This is a genomic window from Photobacterium sp. Alg240-V54 (assembly GCF_900537155.1).
Taxonomy (GTDB): domain Bacteria; phylum Pseudomonadota; class Gammaproteobacteria; order Enterobacterales; family Vibrionaceae; genus Photobacterium.
In genome coordinates this window covers 159478-184522 of record NZ_UNRL01000002.1, presented here as the reverse complement: position 1 = coordinate 184522, position 25045 = coordinate 159478, and the positions used below count along the sequence as shown (strand labels likewise).

23 protein-coding genes and 2 tRNA genes are annotated in these 25045 nt (G+C 35.0%); 7 read left to right on the top strand and 18 right to left on the bottom strand.

Annotated features, from left to right (window positions below; translation table 11 throughout):
• The first annotated feature begins 114 nt into the window (after positions 1–114).
• The 3 genes from flgA to flgN all read left to right on the top strand — a co-directional run bounded on the left by flgA (position 115) and on the right by flgN (position 1704).
• Positions 115–789, top strand: coding sequence for a flagellar basal body P-ring formation chaperone FlgA (flgA, locus tag G6R09_RS06320; protein WP_205522988.1), 675 nt, complete (start codon positions 115–117; stop codon positions 787–789).
• 138 nt (positions 790–927) lie between these two features.
• Positions 928–1233 carry a flagellar biosynthesis anti-sigma factor FlgM gene (gene flgM / locus G6R09_RS06315; protein WP_065166483.1) on the top strand — a complete coding sequence of 102 codons (306 nt, stop codon included), beginning with the start codon at positions 928–930 and terminating at the stop codon, positions 1231–1233.
• Positions 1234–1275: 42 nt separating this feature from the next.
• A complete protein-coding gene (gene flgN / locus G6R09_RS06310; protein WP_065166484.1) occupies positions 1276–1704 on the top strand; it encodes a flagellar export chaperone FlgN in 429 nt (142 codons plus the stop codon).
• A gap of 3 nt (positions 1705–1707) precedes the next feature.
• Here flgN and G6R09_RS06305 read toward each other — a convergent pair whose 3' ends face one another.
• Together G6R09_RS06305 and G6R09_RS06300 are read right to left on the bottom strand one after the other, a co-directional pair.
• Positions 1708–2154, bottom strand: coding sequence for an LPP20 family lipoprotein (locus G6R09_RS06305; protein WP_163921252.1), 447 nt, complete (start codon positions 2152–2154; stop codon positions 1708–1710).
• Positions 2155–2165: 11 nt separating this feature from the next.
• Positions 2166–2801 (bottom strand): FlgO family outer membrane protein, encoded by a 636-nt coding sequence (locus G6R09_RS06300; protein ID WP_163921249.1) that lies wholly within the window; start codon positions 2799–2801, stop codon positions 2166–2168.
• A gap of 147 nt (positions 2802–2948) precedes the next feature.
• On the opposite strand from G6R09_RS06300, the gene G6R09_RS06295 reads away from it, so the two are divergent.
• Together G6R09_RS06295 and G6R09_RS06290 are read left to right on the top strand one after the other, a co-directional pair.
• Complete coding sequence (locus G6R09_RS06295; RefSeq protein WP_163921247.1) at positions 2949–4085, top strand: flagella assembly protein FlgT; 1137 nt, start codon at positions 2949–2951, stop codon at positions 4083–4085.
• Positions 4086–4131: 46 nt separating this feature from the next.
• Positions 4132–4208, top strand: a tRNA-Arg gene (locus G6R09_RS06290).
• 164 nt (positions 4209–4372) lie between these two features.
• On the opposite strand, the gene wecA is transcribed toward G6R09_RS06290, so the two are convergent.
• The 13 genes from wecA to G6R09_RS06225 all read right to left on the bottom strand — a co-directional run bounded on the left by wecA (position 4373) and on the right by G6R09_RS06225 (position 20622).
• Positions 4373–5452 (bottom strand): UDP-N-acetylglucosamine--undecaprenyl-phosphate N-acetylglucosaminephosphotransferase, encoded by a 1080-nt coding sequence (gene wecA / locus G6R09_RS06285; protein WP_107204512.1) that lies wholly within the window; start codon positions 5450–5452, stop codon positions 4373–4375.
• Positions 5453–5602: 150 nt separating this feature from the next.
• The gene (locus G6R09_RS06280) at positions 5603–6769 is read right to left on the bottom strand and encodes a nucleotide sugar dehydrogenase (protein ID WP_065166487.1); all 1167 of its coding nucleotides are present in this window, start codon (positions 6767–6769) and stop codon (positions 5603–5605) included.
• Between the two features lie 10 nt (positions 6770–6779).
• Entirely contained in the window at positions 6780–7892 is a 1113-nt protein-coding gene (locus G6R09_RS06275; protein WP_065166488.1) for a glycosyltransferase family 4 protein, read from the bottom strand.
• Positions 7893–7896: 4 nt separating this feature from the next.
• On the bottom strand, positions 7897–8904 hold the full coding sequence (locus tag G6R09_RS06270; protein WP_065166489.1) for an NAD-dependent epimerase: 1008 nt from the start codon (positions 8902–8904) through the stop codon (positions 7897–7899).
• A complete protein-coding gene (locus G6R09_RS06265) occupies positions 8904–9776 on the bottom strand; it encodes an ATP-grasp fold amidoligase family protein (protein ID WP_065166490.1) in 873 nt (290 codons plus the stop codon). The genes G6R09_RS06270 and G6R09_RS06265 overlap by 1 nt, the downstream gene beginning before the upstream one ends.
• Before the next feature lie 9 nt (positions 9777–9785).
• Positions 9786–10793 carry a sugar-transfer associated ATP-grasp domain-containing protein gene (locus G6R09_RS06260; protein ID WP_163921244.1) on the bottom strand — a complete coding sequence of 336 codons (1008 nt, stop codon included), beginning with the start codon at positions 10791–10793 and terminating at the stop codon, positions 9786–9788.
• Between the two features lie 371 nt (positions 10794–11164).
• On the bottom strand, positions 11165–12175 hold the full coding sequence (locus G6R09_RS06255) for a sugar-transfer associated ATP-grasp domain-containing protein (protein WP_163921241.1): 1011 nt from the start codon (positions 12173–12175) through the stop codon (positions 11165–11167).
• Between the two features lie 222 nt (positions 12176–12397).
• A complete protein-coding gene (locus G6R09_RS06250; protein ID WP_065166493.1) occupies positions 12398–13552 on the bottom strand; it encodes a glycosyltransferase family 4 protein in 1155 nt (384 codons plus the stop codon).
• Positions 13553–13608: 56 nt separating this feature from the next.
• Entirely contained in the window at positions 13609–14676 is a 1068-nt protein-coding gene (locus G6R09_RS06245) for a glycosyltransferase (protein ID WP_163921237.1), read from the bottom strand.
• A 44-nt stretch (positions 14677–14720) separates the two neighbouring features.
• On the bottom strand, positions 14721–16109 hold the full coding sequence (locus G6R09_RS06240; protein WP_065166495.1) for a lipopolysaccharide biosynthesis protein: 1389 nt from the start codon (positions 16107–16109) through the stop codon (positions 14721–14723).
• A gap of 18 nt (positions 16110–16127) precedes the next feature.
• On the bottom strand, positions 16128–17381 hold the full coding sequence (locus G6R09_RS06235) for a hypothetical protein (protein ID WP_163921235.1): 1254 nt from the start codon (positions 17379–17381) through the stop codon (positions 16128–16130).
• A gap of 149 nt (positions 17382–17530) precedes the next feature.
• On the bottom strand, positions 17531–18430 hold the full coding sequence (locus G6R09_RS06230; protein ID WP_163921232.1) for an ATP-grasp fold amidoligase family protein: 900 nt from the start codon (positions 18428–18430) through the stop codon (positions 17531–17533).
• Between the two features lie 74 nt (positions 18431–18504).
• Complete coding sequence (locus G6R09_RS06225; protein WP_065166497.1) at positions 18505–20622, bottom strand: polysaccharide biosynthesis tyrosine autokinase; 2118 nt, start codon at positions 20620–20622, stop codon at positions 18505–18507.
• Positions 20623–21496: 874 nt separating this feature from the next.
• Here G6R09_RS06225 and G6R09_RS06220 point away from each other — a divergent pair.
• The gene (locus G6R09_RS06220) at positions 21497–22033 is read left to right on the top strand and encodes a hypothetical protein (protein ID WP_163921229.1); all 537 of its coding nucleotides are present in this window, start codon (positions 21497–21499) and stop codon (positions 22031–22033) included.
• Positions 22034–22088: 55 nt separating this feature from the next.
• On the opposite strand, the gene G6R09_RS06215 is transcribed toward G6R09_RS06220, so the two are convergent.
• Positions 22089–22164, bottom strand: a tRNA-Ala gene (locus tag G6R09_RS06215).
• A 142-nt stretch (positions 22165–22306) separates the two neighbouring features.
• Positions 22307–23731, bottom strand: a complete 1425-nt coding sequence (gene gltX, locus G6R09_RS06210; RefSeq protein WP_163921226.1) for a glutamate--tRNA ligase — start codon at positions 23729–23731, stop codon at positions 22307–22309.
• Between the two features lie 334 nt (positions 23732–24065).
• Here gltX and G6R09_RS06205 point away from each other — a divergent pair, with 334 nt between their 5' ends.
• A complete protein-coding gene (locus tag G6R09_RS06205; protein ID WP_163921223.1) occupies positions 24066–24251 on the top strand; it encodes a hypothetical protein in 186 nt (61 codons plus the stop codon).
• 85 nt (positions 24252–24336) lie between these two features.
• On the opposite strand, the gene G6R09_RS06200 is transcribed toward G6R09_RS06205, so the two are convergent.
• Positions 24337–25029 (bottom strand): DUF2057 domain-containing protein, encoded by a 693-nt coding sequence (locus G6R09_RS06200; RefSeq protein WP_163921220.1) that lies wholly within the window; start codon positions 25027–25029, stop codon positions 24337–24339.
• Positions 25030–25045: the final 16 nt, after the last annotated feature.

Below are 25045 nucleotides of genomic sequence, written 5' to 3'. Positions count from 1 at the left end.
ATACAAGCAATTTTATGAATAATTACTTATGATATGTCGTCTAACTACTGATTTTCTAACACCGACAGAGAATATGACACCGTGATCACTCATCGATATTTAGATCTAGTTTGCATGATTATCGGCAGTTTACTGCTGAGCTTTAGTGGAAATATTCATGCGACACCACTCTCTCAGCAAGCACTTATTCAACAAACCGCTGTCAGCCATATAAAACAGACCTTAATACAGCCCGAATTTGGCAGTATTAAGGTCACCGCAGCAAAACTCGATTCACGATTACGGTTTCCGGTTTGTAGTAGCCAACTGCAAGCATCGACGCCAGGTAAACAAACATTAGCGGGTAATGTCACCGTTTTAGTGCGCTGCAAAACTGAAAATTGGCAATTATATGTTCCCGTTAGTGTTCAACAAACCTTGCCACAAGTGATTGCCACTGCCCATTTAGGCCGTGGCGCACTACTCAGTGCCGCTAACCTCAAAATTGCCATGGTAGAGAGCCGCTTTCAGCGTGGCATTAGCTTTACTGATCCGCAGCAAATTATTGGTTCTAAAGTAAAGCGAACGGTAAAAGCGGGTGATGTGATTCAAGCTAACGATATTTGCCTAGTATGCCGTAATGACAGTGTTTTAATTCGTGCCGGTCAGTCAGGGTTAGCGATTGTTACAGCGGGAAAAGCATTATCTGATGGTGCAATAGGTGATGAGATTCGAGTCCAAAACACTAAATCAAAACGCATTATTGATGGCGTCATTACTGCTGTTGGTGAAGTCTCCGTGAAGTATTAAGTCAACCATCAACTGATGACCATTCACCTCAATATCCAACGCCATAAAATTTTGGCGTTAACGCACAAAAAAAGCTAAAGTTTGAAGTCTATACGTCGATAACTGACTATAACCATTGACATCGACAGGTACAATATTATGACAAGCATTGATCATTTACGTGGTGGGCAACCACTGAATACTAGCCGTACAGTTAATACTCAGAAAACGGCAACAGAAAGTACCGCTCCAACAGCTATTGAACCACAACACGATGCGGTCTCATTAAGCTCTCAAGGCAAAGCTGTTGGTCAAATTCATCAACAATTAGCAGCTGAAACCAGTTTTGATTCTGCAAAAGTGGATCAAATCAAACAAGCCATCGCTAATGGCAGTTATACTATTGATGCCGATAAACTTGCCAACAATATGATTAAATTTGAAGATGAACTTAATGGTCTTTAAAACAATTAATATTATTGCGTATTCACTGTAAGGATCTTGGTCATGAAACACACTATTGAGCAATTGCTTGAGCTACAACAAACAGCTTTGGTATCACTTGCTGAATTACTCAACCAAGAGAAAACAGCGATTGCGCATCGACGCGCATTAGAAATAGAACAGTTTGCCAAAGAAAAACTTGCGATCATTAATAGTGTTCAACAACACGATTACCTGATTGCCAATCATCCTCAGCGCCAGCAATTGCAAGAGGATGCTTTACTCAGTCAACAGGTTGAACACATTCAACAATTAGTGACCTTATGTAAGCAGCGTAACGATATCAATGGTGAAGTCTTACAACGGGCGCAATTAAGTTTTCATAAGCTTAATAACCTATTTCAGCAAAGTCGCGGCCGTCATCAAATGACTTATAATTGTGATGGTAAGGCGCAAAATGTACGCTCATTAGGCACCAACCTAAAAGCATAAAGATTAAAACATGACTTGCTGATTATTAGGCACATGAAACACTTCACCGTGTTGCTTCATACGTTCCATTAAACCTAAATTCAATTCCATTTCAGTGACGTAGCTATCGCCCACAGGGTAACTGCGGATCACCTTTGCACCACGAATAATGCCATCAACCGCTCCATCAGTGACTTCAGGGCCTAATTGTTGGTTAGAAAGTGACGTGGTCGCCGATATGCGAAGACCATATATTTGCTCAGATAGTTCACGGTAAGCATCAAGCTTTGATGCACGCATGGCACGTAAACTTTTTTCTTCTTGAGTACGACCATTTTGCTCACTGATAGATGCATAACCAACCGCAGAGACTAGCTCATTACTATGGGTTAAATTTGAATTAAGGCCATTATTTGAGGTTGAACATCCTGATACTACGACCAATAACATTACTGTTAGCCATTTCGTCATCGCGCTTATCCTTAAGGTCGTAATACCACATTATTAGTCGTGGTCTGTTGTTGTTCAGTGCGCATAATCACACCATTTCGAAGTTGAATCTTATTCATGAAATCTAAGTCACGTCCAATACGATCTGCAGGTAAAAAACCTTGAGCTGTGGCAATCACGACGTGCGAGCGCATGCCAATAATACGCGCATTTACTAATACGCCACCACTTTGACGTAACATGGTGCCGGTAAGCACATAATCAACCGGTTGTTGACCTGATAATTCTTGCCAATTACGGCTAATACTAAAATCGCCATTGCGGGTAACCTTAATCACTCCCGTTGATTTGTAATCAACCACCGTAAAGCCGCGCTGCTGCATCTGAAACATGAAGTTTTCACTGACAACATTACCAAGCCAGTTAGTTGCTCCCATATCTTGCAGATCAACAAATGATGTTACAGCTAAAGGAGTGCTTGCAGTTAAATATTGATTCGATTCAATTAACTGATTTGTCAGGCCTTCAACAAAATAATCAACGGTATGACGTGGCGTTGTTGTTAATGAGTACCCTACTGAGGAAAATTGTTGTTTGCCGTTATAAACTTGCGGAGCTGCACAGGCTGTAACTAACAGCGCGCACATCACCAGTATAATATTGTTCATTTTTTGCCACTCTCGATACGCGTGATAAAGAAGATATCGTTCACGAACACAATTTCTTTAATAATAACCACCAATTGGGAACACTCTTTGCATTCCTTTGCAGCTATGTCTCGATTAAAGCAAAAAACATACCTAAACTGGTCTTTTATGAATAAAAAAATAGCAATCTGTTTGAGTGGCCTGTGGTTATTGTTCTCAAACGCTAGTCATGCGCAATGGGTACAAATAACAGGTGAGGCAACGGTCCTTGAAAGTAAGGCGACAGCACGTGTTAATGCCTTAGAGAACGCCGTATTTCAAGCAATGACCTTCACTGGTGGTGAGATAGCCAGCTTACCGTTACTCAAAAGTTATTTGCAAGAAGATCGACAACAATACCGCTTTAGTGGCAATGAGATTCGGCATATTAGCGTGCTGGAACAAAAACAGGCGGGCGGCAAAATGTATGTCACTGCCAGAATAGATATTTACCCATCGGCAAAAAGTTGCCACAAGGTACAATATAAGAAAGGATTATTACTGGGTAGATTTTCACTGGCAGAGCCTCAACAAGCAGCAATGGGCAGTATTTATCAATTAGGTGATGATTTCTCAAAAGTGCTGAAAAAAAATATTCAGCAACGTTCGCAAAGTTTTTTAGTCACGGGGATGACACAAGTTCCTTTTAGTGCCAATCATGCTGATGCGATGATGATGCTTGCGGAAGATAATGACGCCCAATATTTGATCAGTGGCGAGATCACCGATCTTTCAGCCACTGTCGATGATCACGCATTACAAGCTGATACTATTAATCGCCAGTTTGCAGTCAACTTAGATATTATGGATGGCAAAACCGGTGAGATGATTTATCAAAATAGTTATCGAGATATTGGCTTATGGCCGTTTGCACGCACCAGTCATGTTGATACTAAAACTGCTCGCTTTTGGGTATCACCTTATGGACAAAGCATTCAGCGTATTACTCAAAATATGATGCTTGATATTGAAAGTGCGTTGTCGTGTCGAGCAAGCTTACCTGAAATCATTAATATTCATCAGGGAGTGGCGCAAATCAATGTTGGTCGTGTACACGGAGTGCGTAATGGTGATCAACTTAAGTTATGGCATAGCGCGGGTTTTATCGATCAGAAAGGGATTCCACGCAACCGAATGGTTGCAACAGCGATTACACTCACAGTCGATCGTGTCTATGAAAAATCAGCAGAACTGCGTGTTAACCAGCCGCAATTGGCTTCAAGCATTCAACCTGGCGATTTACTGACCAAGCAGTTGAATCAATAATACTATTTTCTTAACCTCTGTGCATTTTCGCGTATACTATGCTCATGCTTCCTTAGCTCAGATGGATAGAGCGTCCCCCTCCTAAGGGGAAGGCCGCTGGTTCGACTCCAGCAGGGAGCGCCATATTTATCAACGCCTTAGCAATTTATTTTGCTGAGGCGTTTTTATATCTGCTGTTTATAGTCCAGTTATGAGTTAAGTTATACGAAAAAGTGGATAAACAGCATAAAAAAAGGCCGAGTAATCGTTGATTACTCGGCCTTTTTTGTTTTTACAACAGTATTTTGTTATTTAGATATCGATTTATGTGTCTTCAGACCGAGGATGTTACGCACAAAGGCAACAATACGGAAAATATGGCTAATCGCAGCAAAGTAACAAACGAACATCACTAAGAAAGCAACGAACATGGTTGACTCAGCAACACCTGCGTAATCACTCCACAGGCCAATAATAGAACAACTTAATGCCATCGCACAGATAGTCAGTAACGTCTGACGGGATGATAATCCAAGGCGTTGGAATATATGGTGTAAGTGTTCACGGTCTGGCTTAAACGGTGACTGCCCTTTACGAATACGGCGAATCATAATTGTCGCCATATCCATCAATGGAATCGCAATCAACCATAATGCTGTTACTGGTTTAAAAGCATATGATTCAGGATCTTGTGTTGCTTTGATCAATAACCATACAACGGTAAAGCCGATAAACATACTGCCGGCATCACCCATAAAGACTTTTGCTTTAGAGCCAAATGGAATGCCTAAGTTAAGCATAATGTAAGGTATAATTGCCGTAACAATCAAACCACACACAGTGCCTAAATAAGTATTACCTGATAAGAAAAACACAACGCCCATCGAACCGATCGTTACTGCCGCTAATCCACCTAATAAACCATCAATACCATCAACCATGTTAAATGCGTTAATTGCACCAATAACACCGATAATAGTAATAACATAGCTTGTAAATACAGACAGTTGAATTGTTTCACTGCCCATTAAAAAGCCAAGATTATGTAGGCTATGACCGCCAATCACTATCATTGCAATAGAAATAGCAGCTTGAACAATTAAGCGTATTTTAAAACTTATATCTAAACGATCATCAAATGCACCAAGAATAATCAGTACTAGAGCACAGCTTAAATATAAATATAAATCACGGGAATGAGGAAGAAATGACAAAAAGGTAACACAAATAGCAGCAAAAATAGAAATTCCGCCCACCAAAGGAATTGCGCCTTTATGATGCTTTCGAGCATTGGGTTTATCAACTAAACCAACACTTTTCGCTACAACTCTCATTATAAATAAAAATATTAATGATGAGATAAAGATAAAACAATATCCAGTAAACATAACAAACACTTTTTTAAATTGGATACATTCGCATATAAAAAGAAACAATAGAGAATATAATAGCGAACTATTACTCCCCTATTGTTTCATTATTTGCGCTCATTAATTAATTGAGTTAATAATAAAATTAAAACTCATTGAACGTTGTTATTAATCTTCTTGGAATATATCGCGAGTATAAACTTTATCAGCTACATCACTTAATTCTTCAGCCATGCGATTAGAAACAATTACATCACAATCTTGCTTAAATTGATTCAAATCTTTAACCACTTTAGAGTGGAAGAATTCAGCTTCTTCAAGTACTGGTTCGTAAATAACAACCTCAATACCTTTAGCTTTAATGCGCTTCATAATACCTTGAATACTTGAAGCACGGAAATTATCAGAGCCAGACTTCATGATAAGACGGTAGATACCTACACGCTTTGGATTACGGCTAATAATAGAGTCAGCAATAAAGTCTTTACGTGTTGTGTTAGCATCTACAATCGCACCAATAATGCTATTTGGTACATTTTTATAGTTAGCACGTAATTGCTTGGTATCTTTTGGTAAGCAGTAACCACCGTAACCAAATGATGGGTTATTGTAGTGATTACCAATACGTGGGTCTAAGCCAACACCTTCAATAATTTGACGTGCATTCAAGTTGTTAGTTTCTGCGTAAGTATCTAACTCGTTGAAGTAAGCAACACGCATCGCTAAATATGTGTTTGAGAATAATTTAACAGCTTCAGCTTCTGTTGAATCTGTGAACAATACTTCGATATCTTCTTTAATAGCGCCTTGCTGTAATAGGCTAGCAAAAACTGTTGCGCGCTCACTTTGTTCACCAACGATGATACGTGATGGATAAAGGTTATCGTACAATGCACGGCCTTCACGTAAGAATTCAGGTGAGAAAATAATATTGTCACAGCCAAACTTTTCTTTAACTTCTTTAGTATAACCTACTGGTACAGTTGATTTAATAATCATTACTGCATCAGGGTTAATCGCTAACACATCTTTAATCACCGCTTCTACAGAAGAAGTGTTAAAGTAGTTGTTAACGCTATCATAATCAGTTGGTGTTGCGATGATAACGTATTCAGCATCTTGATAAGCCATTTGCTTATCAAGCGTTGCAACAAAACTCAGATCTTTGTTTTCTAAGAAATATTCAATTTCACGGTCAACAATCGGTGATTTTTTATTATTAAGAAGATTTACTTTTTCTTCGATAATGTCGACAGCAATAACATCGTTGTTTTGTGCCAATAGCATGGCATTTGACAGACCTACGTAGCCTGTACCTGCAATAGTAATTTTCATGAAATCTCTCTTAGATAATGCTTTCAATAGCCGTTAGATATTTATTAATTATGATTTTTTCATCGAATTCATTTTCGATTTTTTGGCGACTTGCTAGCCCCATATCAAGACGTTCTTGATGAGAATGCTCAATCATTTTAGTGAGCATTTCTACAAGGCTTGCTGTTGAACGTGTCTGGCAAAGGTAGCCATTAACGCCATGGTCAACCGTTTCGCGACAACCAACATTGTCTGTCGTCACTATTGGTTTACCCATTGCACCGGCTTCAAGTAATGATTTAGGGACACCTTCACGATAGAAAGATGGCAATACCATACAATCAACTTTCGCGATTTCTTCCTCAACAGTGTCTGAAAAACCAAGATAATTAACAATACCTTCATCAACCCATACTTGCATCTCTGCGCGTGATACAGCAGAAGGATTATTCACATCTAGAAAGCCAAGTAAATTAAATTGTACTTTGTCGCCGTAACGTTGTTTCAATTCACGAGCAGCTTCAACATAATGACCGATACCTTTGTCATAAAGCATACGTGCCACTAATAAAAAGCTCACTACGCCATCATCTGCGGCTGGTGATATTGCAAAACGCGAGAGATCAGCACCAGAGCCTGGTAAGCGATCCGTCTTTGAAATATCCGCCAGCTTATTGTCGATAAATAACCCGCGATCATCTTCGTTTTGGAAGAAGATTTTATCAGCACGACGCTGACTAAATTTATATAATCGGCGCGCTATTTTGGCAGTCATATTTTCGTCAATGAAAATAATACCTAAACCAGCGATATTATTAATGACTTTGGTACCATTTTTTGATGCCGCAACTGTGCCATAAATATTATTTTTAGGTGTAAAGTTTAAAACAACATCAAACTTTTCAGCTTTAAAAATAGTATTAAAAGCAAAAAACGTTTTTGCATCATTAATCGGATTTGTACCACCTTGATCAATATCAATGTGAATAAATCGCGCCCCTAATTGTTCAAGCTTTGTTGAATAATCATCTCGAGGTGCAATCGCCGTAACAACGTGGCCGGCTTCGATTAACGATAATATAGTGTTCTTTCTAAAGTTATATAAATACCAACTTGTATTGGCTGATATAGCTATCTTTGCCATGGGATCACTTATTATAAAATTCTTTATACCAACGAACGAGGTTCGCAACGCCTTCTTTCACGCCGACTTTAGGGGTATAGCCGGTAGCTTTGAATAAATCTTGCGTATCTGCATACGTTTGGTAAACATCACCAGGTTGCATACCACGGAAATTCTTAGTTGCTTCAATGCCTAATTCAGCTTCAATCGCTTTAATAAAGTCCATTAAATTAATTGGGCTACCGTGGCCGATATTATAAACACTGTATGGTGCAGAGCTTGATGCTGGCGTGCCTTCTTCAACAGTCCAATCATCATTACGCGCAGGGATCACATCAGCAATACGAATAACACCTTCAACAATATCATCGATGTAAGTGAAATCACGCCACATATCACCGTTGTTGTTAATATCAATTGTTTCGCCATCTAGAATTTTCTTAGTGAAAATAAAAGGTGCCATATCTGGACGACCACAAGGACCATAAACAGTAAAGAAACGTAATCCAGTGGTTGGCATGTTGTACAAATGTGAGTACGAGTGAGCCATTAACTCGTTAGATTTTTTAGTTGCTGCGTAAAGTGATACTGGGTGATCAACAGTATCTGAAGTTGAGAACGGTGTTTTTGCATTCAGACCATATACAGAGCTTGATGATGCATAAACAAGGTGAGCAACGTTATTATGACGACAACCTTCTAAAATATTAAGGTGGCCTACAAGGTTACTATCAGCATACGCCATTGGGTTTTCAATCGAATAACGAACACCAGCTTGAGCTGCAAGGTGAACAACACGATCAAATTTTTCGGCAGCAAATAAATCTAATACATCTTGAGAATGCGCAATATCAATTTTCTTGAAGACAAATTTACTGTCTTTTAGCAGCGGTGCTAAGCGTGATTCTTTTAACGCAACGTCATAATAATCATTAACAATATCAAGACCAACAACATCATGGCCTTTCTTTAATAATTCTTCACTTACTTTTGCGCCAATAAAGCCAGCAGCACCAGTCACTAAATATTTCATTATTTCACCTTATAATTTTGTGTCCACAGATCGCCGATTTTTAAATCCCAATCATCAGGCATCGTTAAAAATCCAGATGCTGAATACATTGTCAGCTCACTGAACGTTACTTTTCCTTCGTAGAAATATAAATCGACTCGAACAAAATCGTAATGTTGACCAATTTTTTCCGCAATACGGATCATCTCATCTATAAATTCTGGTTTAGGTGGCGCAGGATGGCGACGAGGGTGATGATATTCAAACCCTAGCTCTTCCCAATTAGCGTCATATAGATTACGGGTCATGCTTGTAAAACGACCAGAATCTAACTGAATGAAGCCAACTTTGCCATTAAATACATACAATTTATAGTCATCAGGTTCATGACCATTAAATTCAAGATATTCTTCAATGAAGACTCTTGGTGGAATATTTTCATATGCCCACTCGCCAAGCGCACCAGATTGATCTTTTTTAAGCCAATCCTTTGCTAACGATTTCATCTTATCTTTACTAAGATGATTACCATGACGAATAATTTCAATCGTCTGACTAGTATGGTTTGCTTTATATACGTAATCTTTTGGTAATGTAGATAAATCTAAATCATCAAGCGACTCGGGTGAATCACCTACCCATAACATTTTTGGTAGATATAATTCAGGGACAATATCTTTAACGAAATCCTTCGCTTTTATTTTATCCGCACCAATCGTTAATAGTTCATTTCGATCGGCTATCTTTTTACACTGAATTTTTTCATTATATGTCCGAGGATTATCAAAATTGATAAATCGCTTAAATTTTCGGAAAAATAATATCTGTAATCGAGTCTTAATTGGTATTTTAGAGATGATCTTTGAGAACAATCTAAATTCTAGACTTTCCACTTTACACCCTCACTTATTAATACTTTTTATATATTTAATATGATTTTTAAATATGGGACCATTATTTGCTTGGTGGAAATTAATTTCCCCCCAACCTGCATTATATTCAATAACGGACATTCTGCCGTCATTATCAACGGTTAAGTCCCATGAAACTATACCGTGGCTTTTTAAACATTTATGCTTATCTTTAACCAGTTCCAATAACTCATTAAAATAAGGAATGCTATAACCATCTGAAAATTTAATCGATGTTCTTGGATGCTGATAATACTTTTTAAAATCATGATCAATTGCAAAATCACGCAATTTACCACTACTATCAACGCCAATCGATATACCACCAGCAGCAGAATTATCGATACGGCCACCATTACCCATTCTTAATACTGTTGAAACTGGATATACAGAGCCTTGGTAAGCAAAACTCATCACCCTCACAGTATTAATCGATGAAGGATTAAAAATAGCCAGATCATCATGTTGCGTTATAACTGGTTGAATTACGAAGTCATATTTATCATTAAAATACGTTTTCAAAAAAGGGACAATATGATTTGCAACACCGATTTCAACACCATTTCCGCCACCGGTACCAATACTGCGTTTAATCACAAACTCAGTACCAACTGGTGATTGTTCAAGATATGAAACTAAATCATTAAACTTAATAACGTCATTGTTACTATCATAAATAGTACCTGCAATACAATTTGCAATTGTTAACACTGTATTACTATTAAGGATATTTGAGATATAACCTTTATGGTCAAAAAATTTATTTAGACCAAAATCGTTAACCTTTGCTTCTAGATTATTGTAAAAATAAGGTTCAGATAAATAAAGATCTGACTCAATACCACAAGCAGCCTGATAACGGTGACTCCAAAAACGTCCCGTCAAAGGACTTAGCATATTTTTACTCTTTAAAGATTTGGGATTTTTTATACCATATTTAATATATCTAGCATTAGCCAAAATCTCATAAGCAAAGCGACGTGCAAAGCTATTTTTCATTTATAAGCCTTATGTAACAGTATTATTAGTGTAATGAAAAGTTTTGCATTATACACAGGTCATATTTAATTAATATCACAAAGTCATGATTGGATTAATGTATGAAAATAATGACACCAACAAAACATATGAAATACGAATAATAAGTATCAAACCTATTATATATATTTACAGTAATTATTTGATGTCATCAATTATCAACAAATACAATTACGACTCAGCATTAAGTGTGGCCATTATAAGCATTTACCTGCCAATAAATTAACTAATAATTTGAGCTATTTTCTAAATTCAGGATAAATAAACAATGATAAGCCTAAATGTTTATCAAAAAACATAATTTATTCATCATTCGATAATTGTATTTAATATTATAAATTAATATTCTTTATATATGACATGTGTTGTTCAAATACAGGTCCATGAAATGCTTGATGTGACTCTAACCCACTCCATGCTGTATTGCATTCAACAATAGTAACGTGACCATTGTTATCAACACTCACATCCCATGAAATAATGCCATGACTCTTAAATAGTTGATGCTTTTCTTTCACTACTTCAACCATTTCATTAAAGTAAGGCACTTCATAATTATCAGGAAATTCAAGCTGAGTTTGTGGGTGCTGAGTGGTTTTATTAAGATAACAGTCAAAACCAAAAGTTGTTAATGAACCATCATTTTTAATACCAATACATAAACCACCCGCACTGACATTATCAATTCTGCCACCAGGGCCGCCCATTTTCACCATACTTGAAACATGATGAACTTCGTCGTCATATGCCAGTGTCATAATCCGCACTGTATTGAGTGATGATGGATTAAACTCAGCTAATTTGTCATGTTGTTTAACCAGAGGCTGAATAACAAAATCATATTTCTTTTTACGATAAAGGTTAAAAAAAGGAATAATTTTCTCTGCATTACCGATTTCAACGCTTTCACCGCCACCTGTGCCAACGCTCCTTTTAATGACAAACTCATCATTTACAGGGTCGTTACGTAATTTTTCAGCAACAAGGCTAGCATCGATAATATTATCGTCAGCATCATAAACAATACCGGCAATGTTATTGATCAATAATGGAATCGCATTTGATTGCAAAATAGAAGGTAAATAACCTTTATGATTGAAATAATCACTTAACTCAAAGTTGTTTATTTTTCCTTCTAGCTGGTTGAAATAAAAAGCATCAGAAAGATAGTCTTCTGATTTAATACCAGAAAGCAACTCGAATTTATAAGATGAGAACCTACCCATTATTGGACTAAGTGTATTTTTACGCTTAAAAGACTCTGGGTTTTTTATTCCCCATACTAAATCTTTGACTCCAGCACGAATCTCAAATATGCGACGTCGTAAAAAGCTATTTTTCATTTAAAACCCTTCCTTTATTAATTTCGAAAATCGAAAAAAATAAAGTTATATATGATTAAAAATAATCAGTACTTAAGTTCCTTCTAAATACTGATTAAATATAATAAATTAAAAAAATCATGCAACTGCATATTATTGAATTATTACTGCTTATATTAAAGTGCAGTGTGTTTTTAATTAACTCAATAATTAGCTAATATATTTATAGCAAAGCAGATAGCATTAGTTAAACGTATTGTATATCTCTTGTTGCATTTCTTCTAAACTGAATTTATTAATGATTTGTCTGCTATCAGGATGATACATTTCTTGATTAGAAATAATTTCATTAACAGCTTTAGCAATTAATACTGGCTCGGATTCATCAATAATTATACCATCTGATTTTTCAACTATAATCTCAGAAACTCCTGGTGTATTTACTGCAACAACAGGAGTTTCAACACTAAGTGCTTCAATTACAATTGTTGGTAATGCTTCACTAGAATTAACATTCATTGTATTCCCATTAAATGATAATTTTTGACTTATCACTGATGGGAAAATTAATAAATCTGATTTCATTATTTCAGGAATAACATTTGAACACCAACCATGAAATATAACTTTATCTTGTAGAGAGTGTTCAGTAACAATGCTATTAATATAGTCTTCATAATTCAATACTGGATTAGAATGAGCATATGTACCATAAACGTGAAGTTTAACATTTGAATGGTTTATATCTTTTAAAGCCAATAATATATTATGAAGCCCCTTATGGGCAACTAAGCTACCAACAAATGATAAATTTAACATATCATCAATTGGGTTTTTCTCTATCTCTCGCTTAAGTTCAAAGCCATTATAAATAACTTTAACCTTATCATCTAAAGGTAAAGAATCTTTAATGTTTTGAGATGGAACAATAATTTCATCAACAAAAGACATCATTATTTTAGATACTTTATCAGAACAACTTAACTTACTATGCAAATGCCAAATTACTTTAGTTTTAGTTAACTTAAGCAATAAACAGGATAATACTAAGCCACGAGGATCATAAGTATAAGTGTAATCAGGTTTTTCTTTAATAACTTGAAAAAGAGAGAACACATTAAAAAATAAAACATTAAGGATAAAATAAACTTTATCCATTAGTGTTTTTTTAGTCCCCTCAAATCGGCCGGTACCAAAAACTTTAGTAAATAGCGACTCGCATGGTATTTTTTTGTTACTGCCAAACTCTTTTAAACTATTACTGTACAAAGTATTATTAAGTCTTTGAAAGATGACAACATCATATTTCTTCTTCAATATCGGAATGATATTTAATGTTACTTTTTGCGCGCCTGCGATATTGCCTGTAAAAAACTCAAATATTACAACTTTCTTCATGTTATTCTCATTTATTTAAGATTATATTTATATAACGTCTTAATTTGAATATGGAGTTAGTCTTTTATAACTTGTTCAAGCAAATTAAAGCTCTTATCACTATTAAAGTACCTAATATCAGACAATTGATTATCATCTAGAAGTGAGATAACTTTTTGCGCAAATTCATTGCAATCAAAGCAAGGTACTAAATATCCATTAATACCATTCTCAATGATTTCAGCAGGACCACTTGGGCAATCAAAAGAAACAACAGGTGTTCCTGCCGTTAATGATTCAGCTAAAACATTAGGAAAACCCTCATATAAAGAGGTTAAAATCGTAATACGAGAACGATTATAATAATTATTCACATCGTCAGTTGCTAAAATACGTTCAACTTCAATATTATTACGCTGTTTAATATCATCTAAATTATGCTGAAGCTCTGTTTCAAGATCACCAGTACCAATTATAGATACGTTAATCTGTCGCTTCTGAGAAACAAGATCAATTACATTTGCAAGGTAATCAAGACCTTTTTGTTTTTTTATACGGCCAACGAATAATAGATCAATATCTTTTTCAACATTTGGCTGTTTAAAAATGCTAGTTGATACAGGATTATATATAACCGTTATCTTACTCTCAGGAATAGATAGATAACTTACCATGTCATCTTTCATATCATTACATTGAGCAATAAAATAATCGATATTTCTATAAACTAATTTTGTTAATAAAATTGTAACGAACTTCTTAATCGAATTTTTACGAATATGTAAATCTCGACTAAGATAATTCACATTACGAGCAATTAACTTAAATTTAGTCTTATCAAGAAATCGACGATAAAACCATAATGCAATCGATATTTGATGATTAAATGTAATGACTGTACTGGCAAACGTAAAGTTTGTTGCTTTTATCTTTTTAAGCATTGAAGATGCATTATGGCAATGCAAATAAACCAATTCAATTCGATCATCTAAAAGATTAATATAAGAATCTTCATATTCTCTAAAAAGAACAATACGTACTTTATAATTATTGTCCGCTAAATAATTTGCATAATTAACGCAAACACGTTCAGCGCCGCCTTTCCTTATTGCATCAATAAATAAATCTATACTTTTTTGTGTCATAATAAAACCAGATCAAATAACAAAAACAATTAATAACGCAGTAATTACACTTTTTCTTTTGATAAAATTAATAATATACCAGCAGGTACTATCATACTTACCATTAACTTCACTGCTAGATCGATGATAATTGAATCGATATTAATATAATAATTAACTAACAAGCTTGAAATTACGATAGGCACCATAATGAAAATCAATCTATTGAAATATTTTAAAACAGGAAACTTGAAATATTTCTGAGCAATTATGACATTAACAAACCATTCAAATACAGTTGCAAAAATCATGAAGTACAAAACTGTATGAATACCATAAGAATGGATTAAAACAAAAATAACACCAATAATTAATTTAACCGCTAATCTTATTTTTAAATATAGGTCTGTACGTCCTTCAACTGATAATATGTTACCAAACAAATTAGATAACGGTACAACAAAGAAAGCTATAGATAATATTGAAAGGAATAAACTTGCACCAACCCAGCGTTCACCAAGTAACTTTATAATAATATCATGTGAATTTAATGATAACCATAATGACACAGGTAAATAAACACTAACAATATAAGATGAAATATTGATTAAATTACCAAAATAACATTTATCATTATTTCTTAACTTACTAATAATAGGATAATTAACTCGGCGAACAACCGATGTTATTGTCATCGATGGTACTTCTGTCAGTTTAGTTGCTTGGTTATAAAAACCCAAATCAGTAACAGAATAAAACTTACCAATACCTAAATTAAACATATATCGATATGCGACATCAACAATATTACCAAGTAGCAATTTATAACCAAAGTTTAAATGCTCTAGCAATAATGGCATTTTAAAATGCCCTGTAGGTCTCCAGCGAACCACACACCAAAATATGATACATCTTACTACTGATAAGATCACAGTTTGAATAATTAGCGCCCAAACGCCAAATCCATTATGAGCAAGTAACAACGCCACAATACCACTAAAAATCACAGAGAATAATGTAATCTTAGCCTGTGTTCTAAAGTTTAGATCTAGCGTTAATGTTACTCGCTGGATTTGCTCAAAAGCGGTAAATATAATACTTAACGCATATATTTTTAGATAGATTTCAGCTTGTGGTAAATTTAAAAAATTCGCCAAGAATCCTGATGAGAAAAATATAATCGCGTAAAGTACGATACCAATAGTAACATTAAACACAAATACCGATGTAAAATCATCAGCAGACGCTTTTGTCTTACGTATTAAACTACTATTTAAACCACCATTACCGATAACATTAGATAAATAAACAACAACTGAAATTAAACCAATGACACCAAAATCAGCCGGCGTAAGTAAGCGGGCTAACATGATAGTAATGATTAATTGACTACCTTGAGAGCCAACACCATCAACAAAGCTCCAAAAAAAAGCTTTGAACTCTCGAATATTCACAAGAATAGATTCCTTTGTTTAATCGACATTTTTTTGATTGCCTTCATCGTTAGTGGCGTCATCTTCATCTTCATCTTCATCTTCATCTTCACTGTCAGATTCCAATACTGGTTTATTGTTGAATACCAAGAAGAAATAAAATACAAAACCAAAGTATAAAAAACTTAACTTAGTTAAAAAGATAACAAATAAAATAATTCTATTTAGCGTCGATTTGGTTTTGAAAAATAAATATCCGCCAATAACAGCAAGTCCAGCATAGCCAAATTTAATAATAAAGAATAACCACATACCATTATCATTAAGTGAAGCGATACCGAGTCGATAAATAGCACCAGTAGTATTCATTACATCAGCAGCCGCAGACATAATACCAAGTGCACCATTACCAAAAATCAAGACAGGCAATGGCTGGGCAAAAACCATTGCATTGAGATTATCACGTATATCTTGGGCATTACCGCCTTGCGACATTAAGCGTTCAAGAGCAATGCCTATCACTGCAGCAACCAGTAAAGGAGATAATAAATATATAATATACTTTAAGTAACTGCCCTTACTTCTTAATAAGAAATAGCCAAGAATAATAAGACCATAAGCAATCGCAGCCACCGAAAATGACATAACGACTGATATTGCTGTAATAATCACTAACTTATCAAGTTTTGGATTTAGATAGAGTTTGGATGCTAAAAGAACAACAATAAATCCAGCATAAGTTGATGGTTCTTCATAAAAACCAGTACAACGATAAACTTGACCAATAACAGGAACAACCATACCACCATAACGTGATGGTTCACCCGTTATAGCTCTTAATGGGTCAATGTAATATCCAGTAGGGAAGACGACAATAAATTGTAGAAAAAACATTGATAAATTAAAAATGATTACATATTTGATCATTTTTTCTAATTTATTAATGTCTCCTTTAAGAAAAACAAAGGTGCTATAAGCAGAAAATATCTTCACCAGCATACCAACAACAAAACTATAGTAAGTATATTTTACTAAATTATGCATATGTGGGTATATTTTAAAGAAAGAAGGTAAAGCAATAAGCGCTACAAGTAATGATACCCAAATAAATGACTGCGTACTTTGACTATCAATTTTGTTATTAGAATCTAAAAAGTGCAACACCCATCCAATTCCTAATAAAGGAATCATTAGGTCATATCTTAATGCCTCAATATTTTCCATAAATCCAATGGAAATAATTGCGACAGATAACCAAAAAACAACTTGGTTTATTTTAGTATTTGTCATCATATTAAATTAATCACAGTATAAAGTTAACTGGCATAATATATAGCCATATCAATTATTTAATATGGCTATATGTTATTTATCTTTACAATTAAAAATATAACAAAAAAATAACTATGTCATTTTAACTTTATATTTATTAACTATAAACCTTAGTATGATGGATCGCCTTGCCATAAATTACCTAGCCAAAGATCATATGCTTTATTTGTAAGTCCAGAACGACCACTTCCTTGAGCAAACGTCAATTCACCAAAATAAATTGCACCATCAACATTATAGAAATCAACACGAACATAACTAAATGGTTCTGCCAATGTTTTAGCAGCTGTTAACATTTGATCGTAATTTTTAGGCATTTCAATTGATGTTTTAATACAAACACCAGTATCTGCATATAATGTATAGAATGGAAGCCAATTCAATTCATCATCAAAGAAAGAACGAGTATGGTTGCCACTACGATCAAAATCTATTTGTACTATAATTTTAAAATCGCCATCTTTTTGTTTAAAAACATGGAATTTATAGTCACGAATATCCGTTTCTCCTTCTTGAGGAGATAATCTTTTTTCAACTAATACACCTGGCTTTATATCACTGTACCAAGGTTCATTTAGCTGCTTACCATAATCAACTTTTAATTGATTATTTACATCATCAACTTTACGAGTAATTTCTTCATCAGTCGCTTCAGTTGTAATTAAATAAACAGGTCCAGAATTATGATTTGCTTTTAATAGTAAATCACCTTTCTCTGCAAGTATTTCTTTAATTTTGGCTACACTAATACTATCGCCAACATAATAGTTTTCAATAATATAATCTGATGACAATTTCTCTGCTACATATTCTTTAGATTTAATCTTATCAGCACAAATACTAAATAATTCATTTTTTGGATTATTCTTGCGATAATTTATTTTTTCATTATATGTTTTTGGGTTTTTAAATGATGGTATATAACCAGTTTCACGTATAAAACTAACATTAAATCTCAATTCACGAGCTAATTTACTTTTATTACAAATTAGATTAATTATTTTTCTCATTATTTATTTCATCATATAAAAGGAGAGAGATAATTATGGCAATTGAATTGCCATAATTATTTTTAGCTAAAGCATCAATATTGCTTAAATAGTGCTTCGTTGCTGGTTTTCTTAATGACATTGTTCAACACAAAACCATTAACCTCAACACCATTATCTTCAAATTTTTGTTTTGCTTGTTCGATATCTTTTAGTGTATCTGTACCATAACAACCAACCATGACTGTCGTGCCAACAGCAGCACCCACAATCGTAGCATCAACAACAGCAAGTACTGGTGGTGTATTTACAATGACAGCATCGTAATGTTCAGCGGCCCATGCTAACAATGTTTTAAATTGATTATGCATCAATAACTCAGCTGGTGAATGTGCATTCTCACCACTAGAAATATAATCTAGGTTAGTGATTTTTGATGCTTTTACGACTGTTTTAATCTCAGTTTTACCACTAAGTAACTCAGCTAAACCATTTGCTTGTTGGCCATTAAGTACTGATGCAATTTTACCTTTGCGCATATCCGCATCAATAATTAACACTCGCTTACCCGCTTCAGCTATCAACGCTGCAACGTTAGTAATAACAAAGTTTTTACCTGATTTAGTCGCTGAGCTAGTACTGGCTATTAACACGGTATTATTATCGGCGTTATCCATTGCTAAAAATAGACGGTTACGTAATGTACGTAGTGCTTCAACAGAAATATCATTTGGCTCAATTTCAGCCAAAATAGCATTTGATACTTTCTTTGCTTTCGGTGTTTTTGGCACTGAAGTAAATACAGGCAGACCCATTGCTCTTAACTGTTGTGGCTCTACAACGGTATTATTTATAATAACGCGGAATAATGCGATTAATGCGCCTAAAATAAAGCCAAGGATTGCAGGAGCAATAACCAACATAATGCGGTTAGGTGCAATTGGTTTTACACTGCTAGAAGCAGTATCAATGATCTGTACGCTAGCAGAACTACTCGCTTTAACAATATCAAGCTCCTGAATCTTATTCAGAATTTGCATGTATGTTTGTTGGCTAACATCGACATGGCGCGTTAGACGAATAATTTCACGTTGCGTTTCTGGCATTTGATCAATTTTACGCGTTAAGCGTGATTTTTGAGCCAGTAAATCATTACGTTTTGCAATTAATGTCTTGTAAAGTGGATTTTGTTTGGTATAGCTACGTGAAATATCAGCTTCTTGGAAGCTTAATTCATTAATTTGACCATTTAAAGCAACTAACTCGTCAAGCGATGACTTCGCTTGCATTTCCATATTTACTGATTGATTAGCTTCACGGTACTTATTAAGCTTATCTTCGGCACTGGTCAATTCAGCTTTAATTTTAGGTAATCGTGCATTTAAAAACTCTAAGCTCTTATCTGCGCTTGCTGCTGCACGATCAGCATTCATTTTGTAGTAACTTTCACTGATACTATTTAGAATATTTTGAGTATTTAGTCGATTCTGGCCTTGTAATGATACCTCAATGATACCAGTATCTTTACCTTCTTCTACCACTGCTAACGATTTTTGGTAGTAAGCAATAACATCAAAGCGAGGTAGCTTTTTCACCGTAAAGGTATCATTATTAGCACCGGCTAACGCTGTTACTAATAAACTGTAACCTTGCTCTTTAATCGGTTGTCCCACAAAGCCCTTCAGCTCGATATTACTATTATCTTCATCAGTGACAACAAACTCACCAGTATCTACATTGGTAATTTTCAACTGATAAATATTTTTTTGTGCATTTTCTGGCATAGTAAAATGCGCAACTGTTGCACTGCTTTGGCTATTTGTTAAGCGTGCAAGTCCTTTACCAATAATTGGTAGGTAATCTGGAGCAACAGATGTGGTTAAGTTTAACTTATCTACTGCTTTACCGATAACTCGTCGAGATTTAATTAACTCTATTTCAGTTACAGCTGATGATTCAGTAGAGAACTCTGTCGCCATCGCCTCTCCAAAAGTAGGAGAACCATCAGCTTTAGAATCAACTTGAATCAAGACATCAGATCTATAAATAGGAGTAGCTAAAACAGAATAAATCAGACCTAACAAAGTAAAGACAAATGTAATCGCTAGAATAGATTTTTTACTATCTCGCAACACACCAAAAATTTTACCTAAGTCGATTTCTTCATTTGCCGTCGAAGAGGGTCTTACTTTTTTATTACTAATGACAGTCATGAATGGTTTCAATCCGATATGGTTAACTAAAAGGAAATTAAAAATTTTTTTGAGTAAATAATAGAGACAGTTAGCTGCGCCCCTGGGTGGTACTTACTTGAGTGATGAGCTGTCATATCGACAAATAAATAAGATATATACTAATGATTAAATACGCTACCGCCCTAAGGTTACAGCCCCTCATTTGCTTTATCTTACTCTCATCTTTATTTTTCCGCGTTAAATCTATTTATGACCATATAAAAACCAGCGAAATTTCGAATATATATGGTACTTATTTGACAATTACATTAAATAATAAAATTCATTAACCAATAAATGTTTAATGGTTAATTAATTTCCATCCATACAATTGTTTTTAAACATAACTACAGTAAAGAAAATAATAAACCAACACCATTTAAAACTTTTGAATTAACCCAAAAATACAATATAAAAAATAAAAACACAATAAAAACAAAAAGATAAAAGTTAGCAAACACTAACAATAAATTAATATCAAAAAGAATATTAAAATAAAAAAAGCTTTTTAAGCACCAAAAAAACCAACAAGTAATAATTTTAGTATATGTTAATCCACTTTAATTCACCAGGGGAATGATTCTGGCGAGTAAATTACATTTATTCTGCATCAAAATAAAAGAAATACATATATCATCAACAATAAATATTTATATCAATTATTTGTCATTAATACTTAATAATACTTTTACTTATATTAATAACATTAAACCACTCACCAATAGCTAGTTTGTAATTATTCTGTCAATTTTAAAGCTTACCTTTATTTATTTAAACGAGATTTCCATATGCATATTCTTATATTTGATATAAGCTTTTTGAAAATATTAATAACAAAAAACTGAGATATTATATGAAATTAACTTTAGCAACTATCACATTAGCAACGGCAATTTTATCGCCAATGGCTATGGCAGCAACCCCAGTTCAGCTTTCACTACCTGGCGTTAACTTACCTGCTGGCAATGTTTCTGGCGTACGTTTAAACTTACTTTATGGGCAAACAAGTCAAGTAACAGGGGTGAACTTCTCACTACTTGGTTTATCAACAATTGATAACTTTACTGGCCTTAACCTTGGTTTAACTTTTGGTGTTAACCACACCAAATCAACGATGAAAGGCTTAGAGTTTGGTTTAGCCAACTGGAACGAAGGTAATGCTACTGGTGCAGACTTTGGTTTAGTTAACTACACTGGTAGTAATTTCACAGGAGCCCAATTTGGTACCTTTAACTACGCAGGCTCTTTAAATGGACTTCAGTTTGGTTTAGTCAATGCTACCGATCACATTAATAAGGGTGTGCAGATTGGTCTAATTAACTATGACAAATCAGGTACTTTCGTCAGTAAAAATTTACCCGTATTTCCGATCATCAATGCGCGTTTTTAATCGCAAATAAATGCAAAAAAACCTCGTCAGCGTTAACTGACGAGGTTTTTAAATTTGGTGGAGCTAAACGGGATCGAACCGATGACCTCTTCGCTGCCAGCGAAGCGCTCTCCCAGCTGAGCTATAGCCCCAAAGTACCTATTTATAATATTGATATATTAAAATAATGTCACTATCGTAGGGCTAAAAGTGTGATACGGTTTACGTTAGCTATAAAAAAACGGAAACATCAATGACATTTCCGTTTGGTGTTTATTTGGAATCAACTAATAGTTACGCGTTAGCTTCACGCGCAGCAATATAATCTAATGCCATTTTAATACGAGCAACTACACGCTCTTTACCGATCAATTGCATTACGGCATCAACTGATGGTGACTGGCCTTGACCTGTAACAGCAACACGTAATGGCATACCAACCTTACCCATACCTAACTCAAGCTCTTCACAAACTTGGGTCGTTACAGCATGTAAATTTTCAGTTGTCCACTCATCAAGTGCTTCAACTTTTGCAAGTGCAAGTGCTAATGCATCTTTAGCCACTGGACGTAAGTGCTTTTTAGCCGCGCCAGCTTCAAACTCACTAAAGTCTTGATAGAAGTAACGTGATTGCTCAGCTAACTCAATTAGGGTATTACAACGCTCACCAACAAGTGTGATCACTTCAGTGATTGCCGGACCATTTTCTACTGAGATCTGCTTTTGTTCTAAATGCCATTGCAGATATTTAGCAACATATTCAGGCTCAGCAGTTTTGATGTAATGATTGTTTAACCATAGCAACTTATCGGTATTAAATGCTGATGCTGACTTACTTACTGACTCAAGCGTAAATAAATCAATCATCTCTTGTAATGAGAAGATTTCTTGGTCGCCATGAGACCAACCTAAACGTACTAGATAGTTAAGTAATGCATGTGGTAAGAAACCGTCATCACGGTACTGCATAACACCTACAGCACCATGACGCTTAGAAAGCTTAGCACCATCATCACCTAAGATCATTGCACAGTGAGCAAATTCAGGTACTGGTGCACCTAATGCTTTATAAATGTTGATTTGACGTGGCGTATTGTTGATATGATCTTCACCACGAACAACTTGAGTGATCCCCATATCCCAATCATCAATCACAACACAGAAGTTGTAAGTTGGGCTACCATCAGTACGGCGAATGATTAAATCATCCAACTCGCTGTTAGCAATCTCAATATGACCACGGATCTTATCATCAAAGATCACTGTGCCTTCTTTTGGATTACGGAAGCGAATACAAAATGGTGAATCCGCTGTTGCTGCTGCATTAGCTGCAATAATTTTTGGATGGTTAGCATCATAACGCGGCTTAACACCGTCAGCCATTTGCTGTTCACGGATTTCGTCAAGTAGCTCTTTTGGACAGTAACACTTGTAAGCTTTATCTTCTGCTAGTAATTGATCAACCACTTCATTGTAACGATCAAAACGCTTAGTCTGGTAGTAAGGACCTTCATCCCAGTTTAGCTCCAACCATTCCATGCCTTCCATGATCGCATCAATCGCTTCTTGCGTTGAGCGTTCGATATCAGTGTCTTCGATACGTAATACGAATTCGCCACCCATATGCTTAGCAAATAGCCATGAATACAATGCTGTACGCGCACCACCAACGTGCAAAAAGCCAGTTGGGCTTGGTGCAAAGCGAGTTTTAACCGTCATTGAGATTACCTTATGAATGATGGATGACACAGTAAAAACTACTGTGCTAAATCTATTGTGGAGTATTTTAGCACTGTAACCAAGATCTACAATCTTTGATCTGTTTCACAAGCCAATATCAATATAATTATTACCTTAGCACTAATGAACAATAAAGAAGTGGCTAGTAAAAGTGAACTCATGAGGTTGGATCACGGATAAATAACAACAAGCAGAAGTGGTATTACACTTTTTTAACAATGAAAAATAAATCGTTTAACTTGCGAAAATGCAATAGCTAAACCAAAATAAGAGTGTAAATTTGCTATCAACCTCACAAAAAAAGGAACTAAAGATGAAAAAGATTTTAGGACTTTGCGCTGGAGCACTTTTAATGATGCCATTTACTTTACAGGCAGAAAGTCATGGCGCTGGAAATAATCCCACAGGTCCTTTCGTTGAGTGCCAACTGCAAAATGGTAATATTGAATTTATGCCAGCTATGTTTTGCGAGATAAAGAAAGGTAAATATCATTATTAAATGATGACAGATAAAATTAAAGCGTAGGAATCACTTTCTTCCTACGCTTCTAATAAGATTTATCAATAATTGACTACAGAGTAAATTATTGTGTTACCGCCCAGCCTAAAAATGCTTTACGCTGCTGTGGCGTTAATTGTGAATAAATATTTTTAAGCTCTTGCTCTGCGGCAACCATTTTTGCAGGTTGAACAATAGCAACGGGCTCATCTACCGTTGCTGGAGACTCGATTTTAACCAACTGTTTAGGCTTTTTCTTAGGCTCAATAATTGGAGCTTGTCCTGCAAAAGCATAGCCTTGTGACTGATTGTAATAGGCAAGATCTTTTAAATAATCACGACCGAAAATTACTGACGAATCGCCACTGTTATTTCTTGGAAGTGCGTCAACTTTTGCATCAAAAATACTACCACTGGCAGTAATTATTTCCATTGATGGATTGTCATTGAAATTTTTAGCATCAACAAAATTTATAATTCGCCCATCAGGCTTAATATGAAACGTTTGATCATTCGCAGTAAAAGTGATCACCATAGGTTCTGAACGGTATTTTTCTAAATCACCTTGACCTTGAATTAATTTTGAAACCCTAACAACAATTTGGTTTAGACCATTATTGAGTGTTAAATCTTCGGTTTTTTCTAGGAGATTAAGGGTTTTATTGCCATTAACAATCACAGTTTCAACATCTGGAGCAAATGATACTTCAACAGCGGCATTTGCACTATGTGCCATCATCATCGCGCTTGCTAATAATAGTTTTTTGCCTAATTTCATTTTTATCTCCCTATAA

Bases quoted from the DNA above. Each gene is read 5' to 3' on its own strand.
- flgA (WP_205522988.1), top strand. From the start codon at position 115: ATGATTATCGGCAGTTTACTGCTGAGCTTTAGTGGAAATATTCATGCG.
- flgM (WP_065166483.1), top strand. From the start codon at position 928: ATGACAAGCATTGATCATTTACGTGGTGGGCAACCACTGAATACTAGC.
- flgN (WP_065166484.1), top strand. From the start codon at position 1,276: ATGAAACACACTATTGAGCAATTGCTTGAGCTACAACAAACAGCTTTG.
- G6R09_RS06305 (WP_163921252.1), bottom strand. From the start codon at position 2,154: ATGACGAAATGGCTAACAGTAATGTTATTGGTCGTAGTATCAGGATGT.
- G6R09_RS06300 (WP_163921249.1), bottom strand. From the start codon at position 2,801: ATGAACAATATTATACTGGTGATGTGCGCGCTGTTAGTTACAGCCTGT.
- G6R09_RS06295 (WP_163921247.1), top strand. From the start codon at position 2,949: ATGAATAAAAAAATAGCAATCTGTTTGAGTGGCCTGTGGTTATTGTTC.
- wecA (WP_107204512.1), bottom strand. From the start codon at position 5,452: ATGTTTACTGGATATTGTTTTATCTTTATCTCATCATTAATATTTTTA.
- G6R09_RS06280 (WP_065166487.1), bottom strand. From the start codon at position 6,769: ATGAAAATTACTATTGCAGGTACAGGCTACGTAGGTCTGTCAAATGCC.
- G6R09_RS06275 (WP_065166488.1), bottom strand. From the start codon at position 7,892: ATGGCAAAGATAGCTATATCAGCCAATACAAGTTGGTATTTATATAAC.
- G6R09_RS06270 (WP_065166489.1), bottom strand. From the start codon at position 8,904: ATGAAATATTTAGTGACTGGTGCTGCTGGCTTTATTGGCGCAAAAGTA.
- G6R09_RS06260 (WP_163921244.1), bottom strand. From the start codon at position 10,793: ATGAAAAATAGCTTTGCACGTCGCTTTGCTTATGAGATTTTGGCTAAT.
- G6R09_RS06255 (WP_163921241.1), bottom strand. From the start codon at position 12,175: ATGAAAAATAGCTTTTTACGACGTCGCATATTTGAGATTCGTGCTGGA.
- G6R09_RS06250 (WP_065166493.1), bottom strand. From the start codon at position 13,552: ATGAAGAAAGTTGTAATATTTGAGTTTTTTACAGGCAATATCGCAGGC.
- G6R09_RS06245 (WP_163921237.1), bottom strand. From the start codon at position 14,676: ATGACACAAAAAAGTATAGATTTATTTATTGATGCAATAAGGAAAGGC.
- G6R09_RS06235 (WP_163921235.1), bottom strand. From the start codon at position 17,381: ATGATGACAAATACTAAAATAAACCAAGTTGTTTTTTGGTTATCTGTC.
- G6R09_RS06230 (WP_163921232.1), bottom strand. From the start codon at position 18,430: ATGAGAAAAATAATTAATCTAATTTGTAATAAAAGTAAATTAGCTCGT.
- G6R09_RS06225 (WP_065166497.1), bottom strand. From the start codon at position 20,622: ATGACTGTCATTAGTAATAAAAAAGTAAGACCCTCTTCGACGGCAAAT.
- G6R09_RS06220 (WP_163921229.1), top strand. From the start codon at position 21,497: ATGAAATTAACTTTAGCAACTATCACATTAGCAACGGCAATTTTATCG.
- gltX (WP_163921226.1), bottom strand. From the start codon at position 23,731: ATGACGGTTAAAACTCGCTTTGCACCAAGCCCAACTGGCTTTTTGCAC.
- G6R09_RS06205 (WP_163921223.1), top strand. From the start codon at position 24,066: ATGAAAAAGATTTTAGGACTTTGCGCTGGAGCACTTTTAATGATGCCA.
- G6R09_RS06200 (WP_163921220.1), bottom strand. From the start codon at position 25,029: ATGAAATTAGGCAAAAAACTATTATTAGCAAGCGCGATGATGATGGCA.